We start from the raw sequence: 19,063 nt of genomic DNA, 5'->3' as shown, positions 1-19,063 counted from the left end.
AGTGGTGGCGCAAAGTTAGCTTGCCGGTGGCTTAGCAGATCGTCGTCACGGAATCGCACATATGCCCCTGACCGGGGACGTCAACCGGATCTTCGTGTCGAAAGGGATGGCGGAAGACCGTCCCGCTATGCACGCGGGAGGCGAAGCACGAGATTGCGGCCACCCCGCTGGTATTGCAGGACCCCATCCCCGATGGCGACCACGCGACCTCGGTCCAGCCTGTCGCCGACCTTCACCTTGACGTACCGGCCGTTCGACATCCGCACGAGGGCGCGGCGCGATCCCGCGCTGCCATAGGTGCCGATCAGGTTCGTCTGGTTCAGGCGCAGGACGTCCCGGTTGGTCGCCGCGCGCGCGACGTTGCCGCCCGCGTCGCGTATCTGCGGCGTGCGCGCGGCCTGCTGCGCGGGTGCCGCGGCGGGGGCCGGCGCCGCTGCGGCGGCTTGGCGCTGCGCGCGCCGTTGCTGCGCGACTTGCGCCGCGCGCCGCTCGACCGCGTTCGAGCGGATCGCGGGGCGGCCCGAACGGTCCAGCGCCAAGCGCGAGACGGGGGCCGCCTCCTCCGCGTTCTCGGCCCGGATCGCGGCAAGCGAGGCGGCGGCGGCCTCCTGCGCGGCGGTCAAGGCGGCCACCTCCTCGCGCACCGTTTCCGGGTCCCGACCGGGATTCACCACGCGGCTGGGGCGGCGCGAGGGGCGCGGCCCAGCCTCGGCGGTCCAGGCCGCCAGCGCGACCGGGGCCTCGGCCACCGATGCGGACGTTCCATCCGGACGCGCCCCGGGACGGGGCAGGGCCAGGGCGGGGTCGACCGGCGCAGCCGTGGAGTCGGCCGCGTCGTCACCCGGGCGCCTGGCCGAACGCGGACGCGGCATCACGTCGGGGCGGCCAGCGACGAGGCGATAGCCCCCCGCAGCGCGGATGCCGTCGGTCGTCGGATCGAGTGCGGCCAGAACCGTGGCGGCGGGTGTGGCGGCGGGTGCGGCGGTCCCCTCCCCCGGGTCGGACGCCGCGATGTCCGTTGGGCCTTCGCCATTGGCGACGATGGCGGGCGCCGGGTCCCCGGCCGCCGCGACGGGGGGGGGTGCCGCCTGCCGGTCGGGTGCCGCGTCGGGCGTCGCCGCTGCGGTTTCGGTCGCCTCCGCCGGCGCGGGATCCAGTGGCTGGATGGGGACGAGATCGGTGACGACGGGCCCGTCCCGGTCTGGTGCAGGCACCGCCGCATCGGGCGCCGCGGCGCCGTCCGCGGTCGCCGCCACCGGGATGGGGCGGGGGGCGTCAGCGGGCGTGGGGACGATCTGCGGCGGCAAGGCCGCCTCGGGGGCGTTCCGCACCGGCGTCGTGGCGGGGGCGCCCTCAGGCAGCATCGCGGCGAGGTCGACCGGGGCGGGCGTCGCTTGGGGCGCCGCCGGTCCGCCCCCTTCGGCATCGTCCGGGGGCAGCGTCGCGATCACCGCGTCCGCCGTCGCGTCGGACGCTTGCGGCGCGTCCCGCAGGAACAGGCCGGCCAGCACCGCGAGGCCGACCATCAGGGCCAGCAGGGCCGCGGTGACCAGAAGCCCGGTGCCCCGGCGGCGCCGGCCGGTCTGCGCCTTCGCGTCTTCGCGCGCGACGCCCGGCAGTGCCATGCGCAGTCCTTCGTCGGCGGGCGCGGGCCGCTTCGCCGCGGCGGGCATGGGCTTCGGATCCGGTCGCGGAGTGGCTGCGGGTCGTTCTTCCGGTCGGGCCGGCGCCTTCGGGGCGGCATCCGATCCGGTCGTGAGCAGAGGTTTGGCGTCCGCCTTCCCATCCCCGGCCACGGGGAGGGCGGTCAAGCGCGGTTCCGCTGCCGCCACGGGCTTGCTGACGCGCTTGGGGGGAGCGGGCGGGCGCGGCGCGGGCGCGGTCGGGTCGGGCTTGCGGCGCGACGAGAAGGCGGGCACCGGTTCGGCCGGCGCGGGCGGTTCCGCCTTCGGCTCCGGAGGAAGGGGGGTGGCGGCGAACCCGCCGTCCGGGCGCACCGGGGCCGGGCCGGACAGGCCGGCGGCGGGCCCAAACCAGGCAACCCCGCCATACACCTTCCGATCCGGATCGGCACAGAAGCCGACCGCGCGGAAGCCGTGTCGCAGGACGAAGCTTTCCGCCTCGGCCAGCGTTTCGCGGGCGACGACCGCCACTTGCAGCCGATCGCCGCGGCGGACGTGGTCGAAGGCCAGATCCTCCACCGCATAGGGAGTTCGCCCCTGCAGGTGCTGACGGATGGTGTCGTCCGGCTTGCGGTCGTCGCGATCGAGGGTCGTGAACAGCAATTGATCGTCCGGCAGGACGACATAGGCGTCCGCCGTGCCGTCCGCCCGGCCCACCGCGATGTCCCGCAGGCGTTCCAGGGTGGCGTCGAACTTGGGATCGTCCAACCGCACGGTGCCGACGCGCCACCACCCGTCGTCGGGCGCGCGCAGCAGGACCGCGATGCCATCGGACGACAGGTCTAGGGCCAGCCTGGGTGTCATGGCGCCGACGCTAGCACGCATCCCGCGGGAACCGGAAGCCACGATTCGCCCGACGAAGCGTCAGGCGAACGGATCGGTCGGATAGGTCACACCCGTCAGCGTCAGCCCGTCGGGGGGCGCCACCGGCCCGCAGGCAGCGCGGTCGCGCGCGGACAGAGCCGCCGCCACGCGCGCCGGGGGCCACGCACCGGCGCCCACGCGTTCCAGCGTGCCCGCGATCGAGCGCACCTGATTGTGAAGGAAGCTGCGCGCTCGCAGGTGAAGGCGCACCTCGAGTCCGTCGGGGCGGGGGACGGACTCGACCTCCAGTGCGTCCAGCGTGCGCACCGGGCTGTCCGCCTGGCAGATCGATGCGCGGAAGGTCGTGAAGTCGTGCCGGCCTAGCAGATGCGCGGCCCCTTCCGCCATCGCGTCCGGGTCCAGCGGTCCCGGCACCCGCCACGCCTGCCCGGCCTCCAACGTCAGGGGCGCGCGGCGCGCGACCATGCGGAACGTGTACCGGCGTTCGATCGCGGAGAACCGGGCATGCCAGTCGTCCGGGACGGCGGCGCAGGCCGTGACCGCGACGGGATGGGGCTTCAGATGCTGGTTCACCGCGCCCGCCAACCGGAACGGATCCCAGGCGCGGACCATGTCGGCCTGCGCGACCTGTCCGGTTGCATGCACGCCCGCATCCGTCCGCCCCGCGGCCGCGACCCGCGGGTCCGCCCCCTGCAGGCGCGCGAGCGCGGCCTCCAGCACGCCCTGCACCGTGATCTGGTCCGCCTGTCGTTGCCAGCCGGCGAAGGGCCGGCCGTCGTATTCGATCCTCAAGGCGTGGCGCGGCATGGTCGGGCCCCTAGTGGCGCGCCGGTTCGCCGTCAAACCGCATCCCTTCCCCGTCTTCGTGGAAACCCCTATCTGGCGCGGACGGCAGGGAAGGGACGCACATGGTCATCGGCAGGGTCGCGGACGCGGTGGGAAGCGCTGTGGGCGGCGCCGTGGATGGCGTCGCCGGCCTGTTCGATCCCGGTCTGCGCCTGGGCGTCACGGGCTTGGCGCGGTCCGGCAAGACGGTGTTCATCACGTCGCTGGTCGCCAACATGATCGACCGGGGTCGGATGCCCGCCCTGACCGCGTCGTCCCGGATCGAGGCCGCGTTCCTGCAGCCCCAGCCGGACGATACGGTCCCCCGCTTCGAGTACGAGAGCAACCTCCACACCCTGACCGGACCGACCCCCCATTGGCCCGACAGCACCCGCGCCGTCAGCGAGCTGCGGCTGTCGCTGCGGGTGCGGCAGGGGGGCATGCTGTCGGGCCTGTCCGGCGCGCGCGTCCTGCATCTGGACATCGTCGACTATCCCGGCGAATGGCTCCTGGACCTGTCCCTGATGGATCAGGGCTTCGACGCCTGGTCCGCCCGCGCTCTGACGCGCTTGGCGACCTGGGGCGTCACGTCCTATGCGGACGCCCTTGCCGGCATCGACCCGGACGGACCGTTCCACGAGGGGGATGCCCAGACCCTCGCCCGGGCCTACACCGTCGCGCTGCACGCCGCGCGGGACGCGGGCGCCTACGACCTGACGCCGGGCCGGTTCCTGTTGCCTGGCGAGATGGACGGCTCGCCCGTCCTGACCTTTGCGCCCCTGCCGCCCGGCACGGATGCCCGCGGCACGCTGCGGCGCGAGTTGGCCCGCCGGTTCGCGGCCTACAAGGCGCAGGTGGTGCGTCCGTTCTTCCGCGATCACTTCGCGCGGCTCGACCGGCAGGTCGTGCTGCTGGACGTGCTGGGGGCCATCCGCCGCGGCCCCGGCGCCGTGGCCGAGATGCGCGAAGCGATGACCGACCTGCTGCGCGCGTTCAGGCCGGGCCGCATCGGTTGGCTGATGTCGCTGGCGGGGCTGCGGCGCGTGGACCGGATCCTGTTCGCGGCCACGAAGGCCGACCACCTGCACCACACGCAGCACGCCCGTCTGCAGGCCATCTTGGAGGCAATGGTCCGCGATGCCCGCGATCGTGCCGACTTCGCGGGCGCCACGACGAAGGCCCTGGCGTTGGCCAGCCTGCGCACCACGACGGAGGAGACGCGCGAGGTCGGCGACGAAACGGTGGCCATGATCCGCGGGCACCTGCTCGACGGCCGGCGGGTGGCCCTGCATCCCGGCGCGCTGCCGGAGGATCCCATGCGGCTGCTGGGACAGGCCCGGGCCGGAGCGGACGGCTGGGGGGACGGCGACTACGACCTCATGGACTTCGCGCCCGCCCCCGGCACCCTTCGCCGCGGGGAGGGGCCGCCGCACATCCGCATGGACCGGGCTGCGGAGTTCCTGTTCGGCGACAGGCTGTGAGGCCACCCCGACGGCGCCACTTGCATCCCCCCCGCCCCTCCATACCTTCGAGCGCATGCCACAGTCCCGCCCGCGCCGCCCCGTGCTGATCGATCTGGACGCCGAGGCGGCGTCCGATCCGGCGGCCGCGCCACCGATCCCCGACGAGGCGCCCCCGCCCGACACGTCTTCGGGCCGCGCCATGCAGACGCTGGCCGTCCTGGCCGCGCGTCCGCAGCGGGGCCTCGGGCGCTGGCTGTGGGGTACGCTGGCCGCGCTGCTGGCCTTCGCAGCGTCGGTCGCGGCCTGGGACTTCGTCACCGGGCTGATCGCGCGCAACGTCGTGCTCGGCTGGATCGCGCTGGCCCTCGTCGCAGCCTTCGTGCTGGCCGCTCTGGCGGTGATCCTGCGCGAGGTGTCGGCCCTTTCGCGCCTGGCGCGGATCGACCACTTCCACGCCAAGGCCGCCACGGTCGCCGACCTGGCCGCCGCCCGCGCGTTGACGGACCGTTTGGCCGCCTTCTATGCGGGGCGCCCGGACACGGAATGGGGGCGGGCCGAGTTGGCGGCGCGCACGGGCGACGTGTTCGACGCCGATGCGCAGCTGGCCCTGGCGGAGCGCACGCTGCTGGTCCCCCTCGACCTCGCCGCCACGCGCGAGGTGGAGGCCGCGACCCGCCAGGTCGCGCTGATCACCGCCTTCGTGCCCATCGCCTTGGCGGACGTCGCGGCGGCGGCGGCCAGCAACCTACGGATGATCCGCCGCATCGCGCTAATCTATGGCGGGCGGGCTGGGACGCTGGGGTCGTGGCGGTTGGCGCGGACCGTGCTGGCGCATCTGGCCGCCACGGGGGCGGTCGCGGTCGGCGACGATCTGATCCATTCCGTCGCCGGCGGGGGCCTGCTGGCCAAGCTGTCCCGGCGCTTCGGGGAGGGGGCCGTCAACGGGGCCCTGACCGCCCGCGTGGGCCTGGCCGCCATGGAGGTGTGCCGCCCGCTGCCCTTCGCCCACGAACGCCCGCCCCGCATCACCGCCCTGCTGAGCCGCGCCCTGACGGGCCTGTTCGATCCCAAGGACGCCAACGCCAAGGACATCGCCTGATGGAAACGCTCGCCGCCGATCTGCGGACCATGGTCCGCACCCCCCTGACCGACGCCCATGTCGAGCGCCTGCGCGCCCTGGGCCGCGAGGTGGAGGTGCCCGCCGGCACCACCTTCGTCCAACTGGGTCAGCCGATGGACCGGTTCCATTACCTGCTGGAGGGCGAGGTGGAGGCCGTCGATTCCGTCACGGGCGGTCGCTATGGCGACGGGGCGACGCTGGGTCCCGGCCAGTTCGTGGGCGAGATCGGGTTCCTGACGGGCGCGAATTCGATGCTGGCGATGCGCACGGTGCAGGACAGCCGTCTGCTGGTGGTGGACCGGGAGCCGATGCTCGAATGCATGAGCCAGGTGCCGGAGATGTCGGACATCATCGTGACCGTGATGGCGGCGCGGCGGCGGCGGCTGATCGAGTCGAACGACGCCTCGCTGACGCTGATCGGCATGGACCGCGACCGCGATATCCGCGCCATCGCCGCCTTCGCCGCGCGAAACCGGATCCCCTTCCGCACCCTGGACGTCGGAGACGGGGAGGCGGGCGAGATCGCGGAGGTGTGCTCCATCGCCAAGCACGAGCCCGCGGTCCTGTTCGGCAAGGATCGGGTCGTCGCGGACCCCACCCCCCGCAAGGTCGCTGCGCTGTTCGGCCTGGATCTCGACTTGGACGAGGCGGTCGTCCACGACGTCCTGATCGTGGGCGGCGGCCCGGGCGGCATCGCGGCGGCCGTTTATGCGGGGGCGGAGGGGTTGTCCGCCCTGGTGGTCGAGGATGCGACCATCGGCGGCCAGGCGGGGACGTCGTCGCGGATCGAGAACTACATGGGCTTCCCCACGGGGATATCTGGCGGGGATCTCTGCTGGCGCGGCGAGGTTCAGGCGATGAAGTTCGGCACCCGCTTCGCGGTGCCGCGCCGGGCCGCGTCGATCGAACGGCTTTCGGGCGGCGCCTTCTGCGTCACCCTAGACGATGGGGTCCGGACCTGCGCGCGCGCTGTCGTGATCGCGACGGGCGTGCAGTACCGCCGCCTGCCACTGGACCGGTTGGAGGAGCTGGAGGGGGCGGGCATCTACTATGCCGCGACCGAGATCGAAGCGCGGTTCTGCCGGGGTACCGATGCCGTGATCGTCGGTGGCGGGAACTCCGCGGGGCAGGCGGCGATGTACCTGTCGCGCCATGCACGGTGCACGCATCTGCTGGTGCGCGGCGACAGCCTTGCGGACAGCATGTCGTCCTATCTGTCCGAGCGGCTGGGAGCCGATCCGGGCATCCGCGTCCGCTTCGGCACGGAGATCGCGTCTCTGGAGGGCCGCGACCACCTGGAGGAGGTGCGCCTGAAAGGCGACGGGGTCGAAGCGGGGGACGACCGCATCGACACGCGCGCGACGTTCATCATGGTCGGTGCCGCGCCGAACACCGGGTGGATCAGCGATCTGGTGCGGACGGACGACAAGGGCTTCGTCCTGACGGGGGAGCCGGTCGGGTCCGACAGCCCCTTCGCGACGTCCTGTCCGGGTGTGTTCGCCGTGGGCGACGTACGCGCCGGCAGCGTGAAGCGCGTGGCCAGCGCGGTGGGCGAGGGATCGGTCGTCATCAGCCGGGTGTGGGACCACGTGCAGACGGTGCTGCGGTCCCAGGACTCGCGGGGTTAGGACCGGCTAGCCGGCGTTCCATGGCCCGAACCGTCGGACGCGTGGTCCCGGCCGGCCTCAGCGCCGCCGCTTGGTGCGGACCGGCAGCAGGAGCGGGGTCAAGACGATGGCGGCCGTGCCGAGGAACGTCGCGACGAGTACGATGGACATGATGCACCTCCCGGTATCGGACCATCCGTCCGAAGGGTGAACATCGCGTTAACGGAACGTGACGGTTTCCCGAAAGCCCCGTGTCGGAGGCGCCCCGTCCCGCATCGACGTCGGCCCGGGTGCCGCCATGGCGCGGGGGCGACGACCGGAGGTGCTTGCATGTCTGTCGCGCCGGTGGGACCGTCGCTCCGACCCCGTCCTGCATCCCGGTGACCGCAATGCGCTATCTCTTCCTTCCGCTGCTCCTCGCACTCGGCGCTTCTCCGGCCACGGCGCAGACCGGCGCCATCGAGGTGCCGGGCAACGCGTCCTGCAAGCGGGTCGTGTCGTCGCAGACCGACGATCCGGACGCGTATCGCGCGATCGGTTTCTGGTTGGGCGGCTTCCTGTCCGCCGCGAACGCCTATGAGACGGAGGTGTTCGACCTCACCCCATGGCAGCCGCTGGAGGTCTCGACCGCCCAGATCGTCAGCTATTGCCAGGCCAACCCGCAGGCCCGCCTGGTGGATGCCGCCGCGGCCTATATCGCGTTCCTGCGCCCCGACGCCCTGACGGAGGAGAGCGGGCTGGCCCGCATCGGCACGGGCGACGATCAGCTCGTACTCTACGAGGCGGTGGTCGACCGCATCCGCGACGCCTTGATCGCCCGCGACCTGCTGCCCGCCGACGCGACCGGATTCGACGCCGATGCGGTTCAGGCGCTGACCACGTTCCAGGGGCGGAACGGCCTGCCGGAGACCGGGCGTCCCGATTCCCAGACCCTGCTGCGGCTGTTCCGCGCCGACGATGGCTGATCGTCCGCCCCTGGACGAGGATCGTGCCCGCGACTAAGGAAGACGCGGCCCGCGCGCCTGCGGGCCGTCTGGGACTTCGGCACGGCATGACGCGGTACGGGCATCGATACGGGACAGGGGACCGAATTCCGGTCCCGGTCGCCTGACGCCAGCGCGCGGGCGGCCGGGTCCGCAGGCGCCGATCCGCATCGCGCCGCCGTCGCATGCCCCCACCACGCCCGCCCGAGGACGCCGAGACCATGAGTGCCGACGACACCACGACCGCCCCCGACTACAAGGCTACCCTGAACCTGCCGCGCACCGACTTCCCGATGCGCGCGGGCCTGCCCAAGCGCGAGCCCGGCTGGCTGGAGCGGTGGGCCCGCATCGGCGTGTACGACCGCCTGCGCGCGACGGCGGGCGACCGTCCGTCCTTCGTGCTCCACGACGGCCCGCCCTATGCGAACGGGCACCTTCACATGGGGCATGCCCTGAACAAGACCCTGAAGGACATGGTCGTCCGGTCGCGTCAGATGATGGGCTTCGACAGCCGCTATGTCCCCGGCTGGGACTGCCATGGCCTGCCGATCGAGTGGAAAATCGAGGAGGCGTACCGCAAGAAGGGGCGCGATAAGGACGCCGTTCCGGTGATCGAGTTCCGGGGGGAATGCCGTGACTTCGCCGCCCGGTGGGTCGACGTGCAGCGCGGCGAGTTCGAGCGCCTGGGCATCACCGGCAACTGGGCGCATCCCTATCTGACGATGGACCGCCACGCGGAGGCCGTGATCGCCGCGGAGTTCCAGACCTTCCTGATGAACGGGCTCGTGTATCAGGGCTCCAAGCCCGTGATGTGGTCCCCCGTCGAGAAGACGGCCCTGGCGGAGGCGGAGGTGGAGTACCACGACCGTCAGACCGATGCGGTCTGGGTCGCGTTCCCCGTCGTGGACGCGCAGTCCGATCTGTACGACGCGGAGACCGCCATCCCGCAGGAGGAGGAGCGGCAGGATGCCCGGGCCGACATCACGGCCGCCAACCTGGGTCGTCAGGAGCAGTTGGAGGCCGCGCGCGTCCTGATCTGGACCACCACGCCCTGGACCCTTCCGTCGAACCGCGCGATCTGCTTCGGCCCCGACATCGAATACGGTTTGTACGAGGTGACCGACCGGCCGGTGGAATGCTGGGCCGAGATCGGGCAGACCTACCTGATCGCCGACGCGCTGGCGCCGCAGGTCATGGCCGCGGCTCGCCTGGACGATACGATGTACAGGCGCCTGCGCCCCGTGCAGGGGGACGAACTGGCCGCGATCATCTGCGCCCACCCCCTGCGCGGGGCGGAGGGCGCGGAGGGTGAATGGGACTACGACGTGCCCCTCCTGCCGGGCCACCACGTCACCGACGATGCGGGGACGGGGTTCGTCCATTCGGCCCCGTCGCACGGCGACGACGATTATCAGGTCGTCCTTGCCCATCGCGACCGGTTCGACGGCGATCCCATGACCTACAACGTCGAGGCCGACGGCACGCTTCGCGCGGACCTGCCCTTCTTCGGGGGCGAGGCGATCATCCGGCCCGACGGCAAGCCGGGGAACGCCAACAGGGCGGTCATCGACAAGCTGGTGGCGGTCGGCGCGCTGCTGGCCCGGCAGCGCATCACCATCAGCGACGCCCATTCCTGGCGGTCGAAGGCGCCCGTGCTGCGCCTGAACCGGCCGCAATGGTTCGCCGCCATCGACGCCCCCGTGGGTGACGGCAAGGACACCTATGGCGAGACCGTGCGTGCCCGGGCTCTGACGTCGATCGACGAGCTGGTGGAGTGGACCCCTCACACGGGCCGCAACCGCTTGCATTCCATGATCGCCGCGCGCCCCGACTGGGTCCTGTCGCGTCAGCGCGCGTGGGGCGTTCCGCTGACCTGTTTCACCAAGCGGGGCGCCAAGGCGGACGATCCCGACTTCCTGCTGCGCGACCCCGCGGTGAACGCGCGCATCGTCGAAGCGTTCGAGGAACAAGGCGCCGATGCGTGGTACGAGCCCGGCGCGAAGGCGCGGTTCCTGGGCGACGACCACGACCCCGATGCATACGATCAGGTCATGGACATCCTGGACGTGTGGTTCGATTCCGGCTCGACCCATGCCTTCACCCTGCGCGACCGGGACGACGGCACGGGCGACGGGCTGGCGGACGTCTATCTGGAAGGGACCGATCAGCATCGCGGGTGGTTCCATTCCTCCATGCTGCAGGGCTGCGGCACCATCGGGCGCGCGCCCTATCGCGCGGTCGTCACGCACGGCTTCACGTTGGACGCCAAGGGCGTGAAGATGTCGAAGTCGCTAGGCAACATCGTCGCCCCGCAGAGCATCGTGGATCAGTACGGTGCGGACATCCTGCGCCTTTGGGTGGCACAGGTCGACTATACCGCCGACCACCGCATCGGGCCGGAGATCCTGAAGGGCGTCGCCGACAGCTATCGCCGCCTGCGCAACACCCTGCGGTTCATGCTGGGGTCGCTGTCCAACTTCGACCCCGCGCTAGCGGCCGACCCGTTGGAGATGCCGGAACTGGAACGTTGGGTCCTGCACCGCCTGGCGGAGTTGGACGACCTTGTCCGGGACCGCTACGCGGTGTTCGACTTCGCCGGCGTATGGCAGGCGATCTTCCAGTTCTGCACGCTGGACCTGTCGGCCTTCTACTTCGACGTCCGCAAGGATGCCCTGTATTGCGACGGGGATTCGTTGCGGCGTCGGTCCGCCCTGACCGTGCTGGACATCCTGCATCGGCGCCTGACGACGTGGCTGGCCCCCATCCTTCCCTTCACCACCGAGGAGGTGTGGCTGGAACGGTTCCCCGGCGACGAAGAATCAGTCCACCTGCAGGACTTCGCCACGCCGAAACCGACGTGGCGCGACGAGGATTTGGCAGCCCGCTGGTCCCGCGTGCGCGCCGTGCGCCGCGTGGTCACGGGTGCGCTGGAGATCGCGCGCCGCGATAAGGTCATTGGCGCCTCGCTGGAGGCCGCGCCGGTGGTGCACGTCGATGCCGACACGAAGTCGTTGCTCGACGATCTGCCGTTCGAGGATCTGTGCATCGTGTCCGAGATCACCGTGACAACCGATGCCGCACCCGACGATGCGTTCCGGATGGAGGGCACCGAGGGCGTCGCGGTGGTGTTCGCGCATGCCGAGGGCGGCAAGTGCCTGCGGTGCTGGAAGGTGCTGCCCGATGTCGGTCAGCATGGCCACGACGGCGTCTGCGGGCGCTGCGACGCCGCCTTGGGATGACAGACGCCGCCATCGCCGCCGTCCTCCATGCCCTGGCGGCGGAGCGGACGGGCCGCACCTTCTGCCCGTCGGAGGCCGCGCGACGCTTGGCCCCCGACGAATGGCGGCCATTGATGGACGACGTGCGCCGCGTGGCGGCGGCGGAAGGCCTGCGCGCGACGCAGGGCGGGGCGGTGGTGGACGTGCGCACGGCGCGGGGGCCGATCCGGTTGAGCGCTGTGCCCCGGCTCTGAGACGGATTGTCGGAGCAATCGCGTTCGGGCGGAAGCCGTCACGTGATCGTCGGATAGCTCAGCCAGTTGACGTGGCCCATCTTGCGGCCGGGGCGGGCCTCGTCCTTGCCATAGAGGTGGACCTGCGCGTCCGGCTGCTTCAGGATCTCGGGCAGTTGGTCGATGTCGTCGCCGATCAGGTTCTGCATCCGCACCATCAGATGCGCCCGTTCGTCGCCTAGGGGCAGGCCGCATATGGCGCGGATGTGCTGCTCGAACTGATCGGTGGCGCAACCCGCCTGCGTCCAGTGGCCGGAGTTGTGGACGCGCGGCGCGATCTCGTTCACGCGGATGCCGTCGTCGGACACGAACATCTCGACCGCCAGCACCCCGACATAGTCCAGTTCCTTGGCCACCGTGCGGGCCATCGCCATGGCCCGGGCCAGCCTCGCCGATGGCAAGGTCGAGGGGACGGTGGATTCGCGCAGGATGCCATTCCGATGGACGTTGTCGCTGGGTGGATAGATGGCCTTCTGCCCATCTTGCCCGCGCGCGACGACGACGCTGATCTCCCGCTCGAAGGCGATCCGCTCCTCCAGGATGGCCGGGGCGCCCTTCATGCCCGCATAGGCTTCCGCCGCCTCGTCCATAGAACGGATCGTGACCTGCCCCTTGCCGTCATAGCCCATCGACCGGGTCTTCAGGATCGCCGGTGGCCCCAGATCGGCCAGGATCGCGTGCAGCGCCCGTTCGCTGGGCACGTCCCGGTACCTTGCGCAGCGCAGCCCGATCCCCGTCAGGAAATCCTTCTCGCGCAGGCGATCCTGCGCGATGGACATGGCGCGCTTGTCGGGGAAAACGGGAACGACCTTCGACACGGCAGCGATGGCGCCGAGGGGCACGTTCTCGAACTCCGATGTGACGACGTCGCAATCGCGCGCGAAGGCGTCCAGGGCGACCGCGTCCGAATACGGCGCCTGCGTCCACCGCGTCGCGACGTCCGCGGCGGGCGCCGGGGCCTGAGCGAAGACGTGCGTGCGATAGCCCAACCGCGCCGCCGCCATCGCGAGCATCCGCCCCAACTGCCCGCCGCCGAGGATGCCGATGGTCGCGCCATGGGGCAGGGGTGTCATTCGGGCCGCTCCGGTATCGATTCGCTCAGCCGGTCGCGCCATTGCCGAAGGCGGGCCGCCAGCCGCGTATCGGAAAGCGCGAGGATCTGGGCAGCCATAAGGCCGGCGTTCGTCGCGCCCGTGGCACCGATCGCCATGGTTGCCACGGGGTATCCGCGCGGCATCTGCAGGATCGAGTACAGGCTGTCGACGCCCGCCAGCGCCTTGGTCTGGACCGGCACGCCGATCACCGGCAGCGTGGTCTTCGAAGCCATCATGCCCGGCAGGTGCGCGGCACCCCCAGCGCCCGCGACGATTACCTTCAGCCCCCGCCCCGCCGCATCGCGGCCATAGGTCCACAACCGATCCGGCGTGCGATGGGCGGACACGATCGCGACCTCGTGCGGGACGTCGAGTTCCGCCAGGATGTCGGCGGTCCCCTGCATGGTCGGCCAGTCCGACTGCGAACCCATGACGATCCCGACCAACGTCGCCTCGTCCACGGTCATGCGATGATGTCCGGGGTCAGGTCGTCCTCGATCCTCGCGATGCGGTCGCGCAGCCCGAGCTTCTGCTTCTTCAGGCGACGCACGGTCAGCATGTCGGGGCGGGGCTGCGCTTCCAGGGCGGCGATGGCGTCGTCGAGGTCGCGGTGTTCCTGACGCAGGACGGACAGGCGGACACGCATCACGTCCTCCCGCGACATCTCGTCGGGCGTGTCGGTCACGAGTGGGCCCCCCTTCGGTTGCATGGACCGATACACGCCGGCGCCGGGCGGGCCAAGGTGGCGCGGTTGCAACCGGCTCCGTCCATCCCCACATCCGATCCGTTGCGGTGCCGAATTCGGGCCGCGGCCGAACGGATCGCTTGACGGCAAGGACCCGCGCCATGACCAGACCGACCTTCGGGACGCACCCGTTCCTGTTGGGCTTCGAGGAACTCGACCGCCTGGTCGAACGCACTGCCCGGACTTCGGACGGGTACCCTCCCTACAACATCGAGCAGACCGGCGAGGATGGCTTCGTCATCACGCTGGCCGTGGCCGGTTTCGCGGAAGGCGACCTTTCCATCACGTTGGAGGATCGGCAGCTCGTCGTCCGCGGACGGACCGGTGATGCCGACGAGCGTGTCTACCTGCATCGTGGCATCGCCGCCCGCCAGTTCCAGCGCGCCTTCGTGCTCGCCGAAGGGGTGGAAGTGTCCGGTGCCACGCTCCGCGACGGTCTGCTGCACATCGCGTTGCAACGAACGGTGCCCGAGAACGTTGTGAAGACGATCCGCATAGAGGCGGGGCCCGAAGGCGGCGGCGCATGAAGCGCGTGTCACGTCGTCGAGCCAACACGAACATGGAGAACGGTCGGATGTCACAGGAATGGAACGCCGACGCGGTCGGCAGTGGAACGGTCTATGTGCGCAAGGTGCAGGTGGACGAACTGCCGGAGGCGGTCCAGAACGAAGCCCGCGAGGGTGGTCTGGACGAACTCTATGCATTGTATCGTTCCGACGGCGAGCAGGTCGCCCTGGTCGGTGACCGCAGGCTAGCCTTCACGCTGGCGCGTCAGAACGATTTGAACCCGGTCAGCGTCCACTGACCGGGCCCCGAGGCACAAGTTAAGAAGGGTCGTCAAGCGATCGGTCTGTGAACGGCCTGCGTCAACCCGTCGACGACGTCGGAGGGGCGGGATGGCTTCATGAGGATCGGCACGTCGATCCCATAGCGCGCACGCAACTCTGCGAGGTTGGCCCGGCCCGTATGGAACACGAAGGGCGTTCCATCGGCCTTCAGACGATCGGCCAGCGGGAACACGGCCTGCCCTCGCAGATCGACATCGAGCACGGCGGCGTCCAGCTTGGCCCCCGCCTGCGCTTCGAGGGCGGCGTCGAGCGTCATGCAGGGGCCCGCGATGGTCGCGCCCTCGTCTTCCAGCGTCATGGATAGATCGATCGCGAGCAGCGCTTCGTCCTCCACGATGAGTATGTTCAGATCGTCCAACATAGCACGGTCCCTGCCCGGTGCCGCCTAGCGGCAGAAGGGCGTTTGTTATCGTACCGGGTCCATCCCGGCTTGCAGGCCCAACCCCGATGACCGGGGCCGGTTCCGCCGACTTTTTCGGCGGTGATGCTGCGTTGGGCATCGTGATGCGATCGTGTCACGTTCGGGGCGACTCGCCGATCGCCGAAAAACCAATGATCCTGGTGTCATAACGGATTTTGGGCGGCTAGTGCCGCAATTCCGACAGGCCAGCACTCAACCGGGGATGGATTGCGGAATCCGGCATTGCATTCGTGCAATCCATCAGGCGTCGTCACTCCGCCGCATCGACGGGCGCGCCATAGCCCAAGGGTTCGGTCAGATCCTGGGGCGGACCGGCATCCTGTCCACGCTCCGCGAGGAACCGTTCCGCTTCCAAGGCCGCCATGCAACCCATTCCGGCCGACGTCACCGCCTGCCGGTATACGTGGTCGGTCAGGTCGCCCGCCGCGAAGACGCCCGGAATGCTCGTCGCCGTGCTGTCGGGCTTCGTTACCACATAGCCGCCGTTGTGGAGGTCGAGCCAATCCTTCACCAGATCCGACGCCGGTGCGTGGCCGATGGCGACGAAGAAGCCATGGATGGCCACCTCCCGCAGAGCGCCGGTGCCGACATGGCGCAGACGCAGCCCTTCGACGCCGCGGGGTTCGTGTGCGCCCAGGACCTCGTCCACCTCGTGGTTCCAGATCACCTCCACCTTGGGGTGCTTGAACAGGCGATCCTGCAGGATCTTCTCCGCTCGCAATGTGTTGCGGCGGTGGATCAGCGTCACCTTGCTGGCGAAGTTCGTCAGGAACAGGGCTTCCTCGACGGCGGTGTTGCCACCTCCGACTACGGCCACGTCCTTGCCACGATAGAAGAACCCGTCGCAGGTCGCGCAAGCCGACACGCCGAACCCCTTGAAGTGTTCCTCCGACGGGAGGCCCAGCCATTTGGCTTGCGCGCCGGTGGCCAGGATCAACGCATCGGCGGTATAGGCCGTGCCGCCGTCGGACGTGGCGGTGAAGGGGCGCTCGGATAGGTCCAGGGATGCGATGTGGTCGGACACGATGTCGGTTCCCATCGCCCTGGCGTGTGCTTCCATCCGCTGCATCAATTCGGGACCCATGATGGCGGTGTCGCCGGGCCAGTTCTCGACGTCCGTGGTGATCGTCAGCTGCCCGCCCGGCTGGATCCCCTGAACCAGCACGGGCTCCAACATCGCGCGGGCAGCATAGACGGCGGCGGTATAGCCCGCAGGCCCCGAGCCGATGATGAGAACCTTCGAATGACGTGTCTCCGGCATGGCGGCCCCTTTGTCTGCCCCGGACCGATATAGGCGCGGCGCACGGGCGACGGAACCCAGTCGAACACGCAACGATGTTGCCCTTTGGTGAAACAATCTTGCGGGTTCGGAGGCCATATGGGACATGTACGGGGCCATCACGGGTGGAACGACCATGCCCCGACACGTCTTGGACCAGATCGACCGTCAGATCCTTGCCGAACTGCAGGGGAACGGTCGCATGACCAACGTCGAGCTCGCCCGCAGGGTGGGCATCAGTGCCCCGCCCTGCCTGCGTCGCGTCCGCGCGCTGGAGGAGACGGGCTACATCGATGGCTACCATGCCCATGTCAACGCCCGCGCGCTGGGGTTCGAGGTGCAGGTCTTCGCCATGGTCAGCCTGCAGCGTCAGGCCGAAGCCGACCTCGCCGCGTTCGAGGATCGGGCCCGGTCCTGGCCGCTGGTCCGTGAATGCCACATGCTGAACGGCGAGATCGACTTCATCCTGAAATGCGTCGCGCCGGACCTGTCGACGTTCCAGTCCTTCCTCACGGGCGAACTGACGGCGGCGGAGAACGTGGCCAGCGTGAAGACGTCCCTCGTGATCCGTGCCGCGAAGGACGTCCCCGGAGTCCCGTTCGAAGTGATGGAGGAGCGGCTGAAGCAGCCCGCCTGACGACCCGGCGTTACGTGCCCCGGCATGGTCAGGGTCGATCGGCCTCCGCCATTCGGTCCAGCGCGCCGGCGAACCGGTCCGCCCCCCAGTCCTCCGACAGCGCCAGCCGCATCACGTCGCGGGGCGAAGGGGGCGCCATGCCGTCCCTGGGCGGATTGCGATCCAGGTTCGTCGGGAACGGATAGCCTTCCGATGCGGCGCAGATCACGTTCTCGGTCCCGCTGCGGCCCAAGTCCGCACTCAGCTCCGACAGGGCGGGGAACACGGCCTTCGCGATGGCCGTGCGGTCGACGCTCTCGATGGCCCGGCCGAATGCGCTGGAAACCTGGAACAGGTTCACCATCCGCCTGCGATCCGACGTCCGGTTGGTACCCGCGCCGTGCATCACGGCGGGGTTGAAGAAGACCGCATCCCCCATGCGCATCGGAATTTGTACGTGATGACGGGCGAAGACGTCCCGGAACGCAGGATCGTGGAACGCGAGATAGCCCTCGGGTACCTTCTGCGAATGGGGCAGCAGCATTGTCGGGCCCATCGCGGCGTCCATGTCGCAATGCGCGATGGCCCCCTGTAGCGTCAGGGCCGGCGACAGGGCATGAGCCTGCGCCGGCCAGCGCGCGGCTTGGGCAGCATCCATGAATCCCAGGTGATAGTCGCGATGCGGGACCTGCGCCGCCCCACCGGGGTTCACCCGGTTGACCTGTGCCGTGACCTGATATCCCGGACCCAACCACGCCAGGGACGCCAACGCCAGCGCATCGCAGGCATAGTACCGCGCGAAGTTCGCGGGATCGGTGAAGGCATGCTTCTGCACCGCGTTCCACACCCGGTCATTGGCTCCCGGTTTGGCGAAGTGGTCGCCCCCACCCGTGCCCGCCGCGCGTTCCGCATCGATGATGCGGTCGAAGACGTCGCTGGCCGCGTCCACGACCGCTCGTTCAGCGGCTCCACGGATGACGACGATCCCGGGGCCTGTCAGGAACGCGGTGGCCCATTCCGCCGCCATGTCGGCGCGGGCCTCCTCCCGCGTGGGGATGGCATCCCCCTCGTAGACGGGAATGCGACCCAGCGCGACCTCCGTCGCCAGGGGCCAGTCTCCCGCCGTGACGGGGGTGGTCACCAGCGTCTCGAACGCGGCGGCGTCGCGGGGGCTCGTATCCCACCAGACGGCACGCCGGCGGTCCGCGATGCGGCTTGCGATGTCCATGATCCGTCCTCCCCCCAAACGACGTTCGGGGTTCAGCCTAGCATCGAAGGTGGGGTCCTTGGCCAGGGTTCTCGAAGGCCGGCCGCCTCCGCATTCGTCAGGTATGGGATCCGTGCGGTCGCGAACGCGGCGCAGTCCAGGGGCGGCACCAGGTGCGCGAGGCCACGCCCGCTTGCACCGGTCTGCGCGGGATGCCATGGCGCGACATCCAGGCCCAGCACGGCGATCGGGGCTTGGTCGCCTGTGGCCAGTGCCACCAGCCCGGGCGGGCGCGGCGGGCGCACCGCGGCGATCCGGACCCCGTCTGCAAGGGCGGCCACGGGGGCATAGGCGGTCGTTCCGCCGATCAGCGGCTGCAAGCGGGGGTCCGACAGCCGCAGGAACGCGGCGCGACCCAGCACCACGTCCGACTGTGGGCGGCCCGGTCCGAAGGCGCCGGCCCGGACGCGCCAAAGCGTCTCCCCGGTGGCGAGGGGTCGTCGTCCCGACCAGATGACGCGGCGCGGACCGTCCGGTCCGGTCAGGATGCGGCCGGCTCCAACCTGGCCCGCGGCTACCGCACCGGACGGACCGATCAAGGGCGTATCGTCCGTGAGGATCGCCAACATCGATATCGCAGTATCGCCGGCGGCGCTGGCCGGTGCCTCCGCCCAGAGCGCGTGGCCGCGTGCGTCGATCCACTCGATCTGCGCGGACGGCATCGGCACGGGGCGTTGTGCGGTCACGGCGCGTCCCTTTCGTGGACGCCGTCCTAAACGGACTGGAATGCGACGGGCAACGGCGATGCGGGAAACAGGCCGTTCTCGCTCTCGCACA

18 protein-coding genes are annotated in these 19,063 nt (G+C 70.4%); 9 read left to right on the top strand and 9 right to left on the bottom strand.

Annotated elements, in window-relative coordinates; genetic code table 11:
• Window positions 1-125: 125 nt before the first annotated feature.
• Entirely contained in the window at window positions 126-2,486 is a 2,361-nt protein-coding gene (locus P0084_RS08775; protein ID WP_308916452.1) for a hypothetical protein, read from the bottom strand.
• A gap of 60 nt (window positions 2,487-2,546) precedes the next feature.
• A complete protein-coding gene (truA, locus tag P0084_RS08770) occupies window positions 2,547-3,314 on the bottom strand; it encodes a tRNA pseudouridine(38-40) synthase TruA (RefSeq protein ID WP_308916451.1) in 768 nt (255 codons plus the stop codon).
• A 101-nt stretch (window positions 3,315-3,415) separates the two neighbouring features.
• On the opposite strand from truA, the gene P0084_RS08765 reads away from it, so the two are divergent.
• The 6 genes from P0084_RS08765 (at window position 3,416) to P0084_RS08740 (ending at window position 11,977) form a co-directional block, all read left to right on the top strand.
• On the top strand, window positions 3,416-4,813 hold the full coding sequence (locus tag P0084_RS08765) for a YcjX family GTP-binding protein (RefSeq protein WP_308916450.1): 1,398 nt from the start codon (window positions 3,416-3,418) through the stop codon (window positions 4,811-4,813).
• 55 nt (window positions 4,814-4,868) lie between these two features.
• The gene (locus P0084_RS08760) at window positions 4,869-5,894 is read left to right on the top strand and encodes a YcjF family protein (RefSeq protein ID WP_308916449.1); all 1,026 of its coding nucleotides are present in this window, start codon (window positions 4,869-4,871) and stop codon (window positions 5,892-5,894) included.
• Window positions 5,894-7,543 (top strand): FAD-dependent oxidoreductase, encoded by a 1,650-nt coding sequence (locus tag P0084_RS08755; protein ID WP_308916448.1) that lies wholly within the window; start codon window positions 5,894-5,896, stop codon window positions 7,541-7,543. Before P0084_RS08760 ends, P0084_RS08755 begins: the two co-directional genes overlap by 1 nt.
• 368 nt (window positions 7,544-7,911) lie before the next feature.
• A complete protein-coding gene (locus P0084_RS08750) occupies window positions 7,912-8,487 on the top strand; it encodes an HdeA/HdeB family chaperone (RefSeq protein ID WP_308916447.1) in 576 nt (191 codons plus the stop codon).
• Window positions 8,488-8,726: 239 nt separating this feature from the next.
• Window positions 8,727-11,744 (top strand): isoleucine--tRNA ligase, encoded by a 3,018-nt coding sequence (gene ileS, locus P0084_RS08745; protein ID WP_308916446.1) that lies wholly within the window; start codon window positions 8,727-8,729, stop codon window positions 11,742-11,744.
• On the top strand, window positions 11,741-11,977 hold the full coding sequence (locus tag P0084_RS08740; protein WP_308916445.1) for a DUF3253 domain-containing protein: 237 nt from the start codon (window positions 11,741-11,743) through the stop codon (window positions 11,975-11,977). The genes ileS and P0084_RS08740 overlap by 4 nt, the downstream gene beginning before the upstream one ends.
• 38 nt (window positions 11,978-12,015) lie before the next feature.
• Here the strand turns inward: P0084_RS08740 and P0084_RS08735 are convergent, their stop codons facing one another.
• The 3 genes from P0084_RS08735 to P0084_RS08725 are packed head-to-tail and all read right to left on the bottom strand — an operon-like array spanning window position 12,016 to window position 13,819.
• Window positions 12,016-13,089: a 5-(carboxyamino)imidazole ribonucleotide synthase gene (locus P0084_RS08735; protein WP_308916444.1), complete on the bottom strand. Its 1,074-nt coding sequence runs from the start codon at window positions 13,087-13,089 to the stop codon at window positions 12,016-12,018.
• The gene (gene purE / locus P0084_RS08730; RefSeq protein ID WP_308916443.1) at window positions 13,086-13,577 is read right to left on the bottom strand and encodes a 5-(carboxyamino)imidazole ribonucleotide mutase; all 492 of its coding nucleotides are present in this window, start codon (window positions 13,575-13,577) and stop codon (window positions 13,086-13,088) included. The genes P0084_RS08735 and purE overlap by 4 nt, the downstream gene beginning before the upstream one ends.
• The gene (locus tag P0084_RS08725; protein ID WP_308916529.1) at window positions 13,574-13,819 is read right to left on the bottom strand and encodes a YdcH family protein; all 246 of its coding nucleotides are present in this window, start codon (window positions 13,817-13,819) and stop codon (window positions 13,574-13,576) included. The genes purE and P0084_RS08725 overlap by 4 nt, the downstream gene beginning before the upstream one ends.
• Before the next feature lie 137 nt (window positions 13,820-13,956).
• Between P0084_RS08725 and P0084_RS08720 the strand changes: the two genes are divergently transcribed.
• Together P0084_RS08720 and P0084_RS08715 are read left to right on the top strand one after the other, a co-directional pair.
• Window positions 13,957-14,382, top strand: coding sequence for an Hsp20 family protein (locus P0084_RS08720; protein ID WP_308916442.1), 426 nt, complete (start codon window positions 13,957-13,959; stop codon window positions 14,380-14,382).
• Window positions 14,383-14,429: 47 nt separating this feature from the next.
• Window positions 14,430-14,660, top strand: coding sequence for a DUF1150 family protein (locus P0084_RS08715; RefSeq protein WP_308916441.1), 231 nt, complete (start codon window positions 14,430-14,432; stop codon window positions 14,658-14,660).
• A gap of 32 nt (window positions 14,661-14,692) precedes the next feature.
• Here the strand turns inward: P0084_RS08715 and P0084_RS08710 are convergent, their stop codons facing one another.
• Together P0084_RS08710 and trxB are read right to left on the bottom strand one after the other, a co-directional pair.
• Window positions 14,693-15,064: a response regulator gene (locus tag P0084_RS08710; protein WP_308916440.1), complete on the bottom strand. Its 372-nt coding sequence runs from the start codon at window positions 15,062-15,064 to the stop codon at window positions 14,693-14,695.
• A gap of 310 nt (window positions 15,065-15,374) precedes the next feature.
• A complete protein-coding gene (gene trxB, locus P0084_RS08705; protein WP_308916439.1) occupies window positions 15,375-16,385 on the bottom strand; it encodes a thioredoxin-disulfide reductase in 1,011 nt (336 codons plus the stop codon).
• A gap of 154 nt (window positions 16,386-16,539) precedes the next feature.
• Between trxB and P0084_RS08700 the strand changes: the two genes are divergently transcribed.
• Complete coding sequence (locus P0084_RS08700) at window positions 16,540-17,040, top strand: Lrp/AsnC family transcriptional regulator (protein WP_308916438.1); 501 nt, start codon at window positions 16,540-16,542, stop codon at window positions 17,038-17,040.
• Window positions 17,041-17,068: 28 nt separating this feature from the next.
• Here the strand turns inward: P0084_RS08700 and P0084_RS08695 are convergent, their stop codons facing one another.
• Together P0084_RS08695 and P0084_RS08690 are read right to left on the bottom strand one after the other, a co-directional pair.
• A complete protein-coding gene (locus P0084_RS08695) occupies window positions 17,069-18,247 on the bottom strand; it encodes a phytanoyl-CoA dioxygenase family protein (RefSeq protein ID WP_308916437.1) in 1,179 nt (392 codons plus the stop codon).
• 32 nt (window positions 18,248-18,279) lie between these two features.
• Entirely contained in the window at window positions 18,280-18,972 is a 693-nt protein-coding gene (locus P0084_RS08690; protein ID WP_308916436.1) for a Hint domain-containing protein, read from the bottom strand.
• Between the last annotated feature and the right edge of the window lie 91 nt (window positions 18,973-19,063).

This window comes from Jannaschia maritima (genome assembly GCF_030973515.1).
Lineage (GTDB): Bacteria > Pseudomonadota > Alphaproteobacteria > Rhodobacterales > Rhodobacteraceae > Jannaschia > Jannaschia maritima.
The sequence above is the reverse complement of the archived record's forward strand: the minus strand, read 5'-3'. Positions and strand labels throughout refer to the sequence as shown.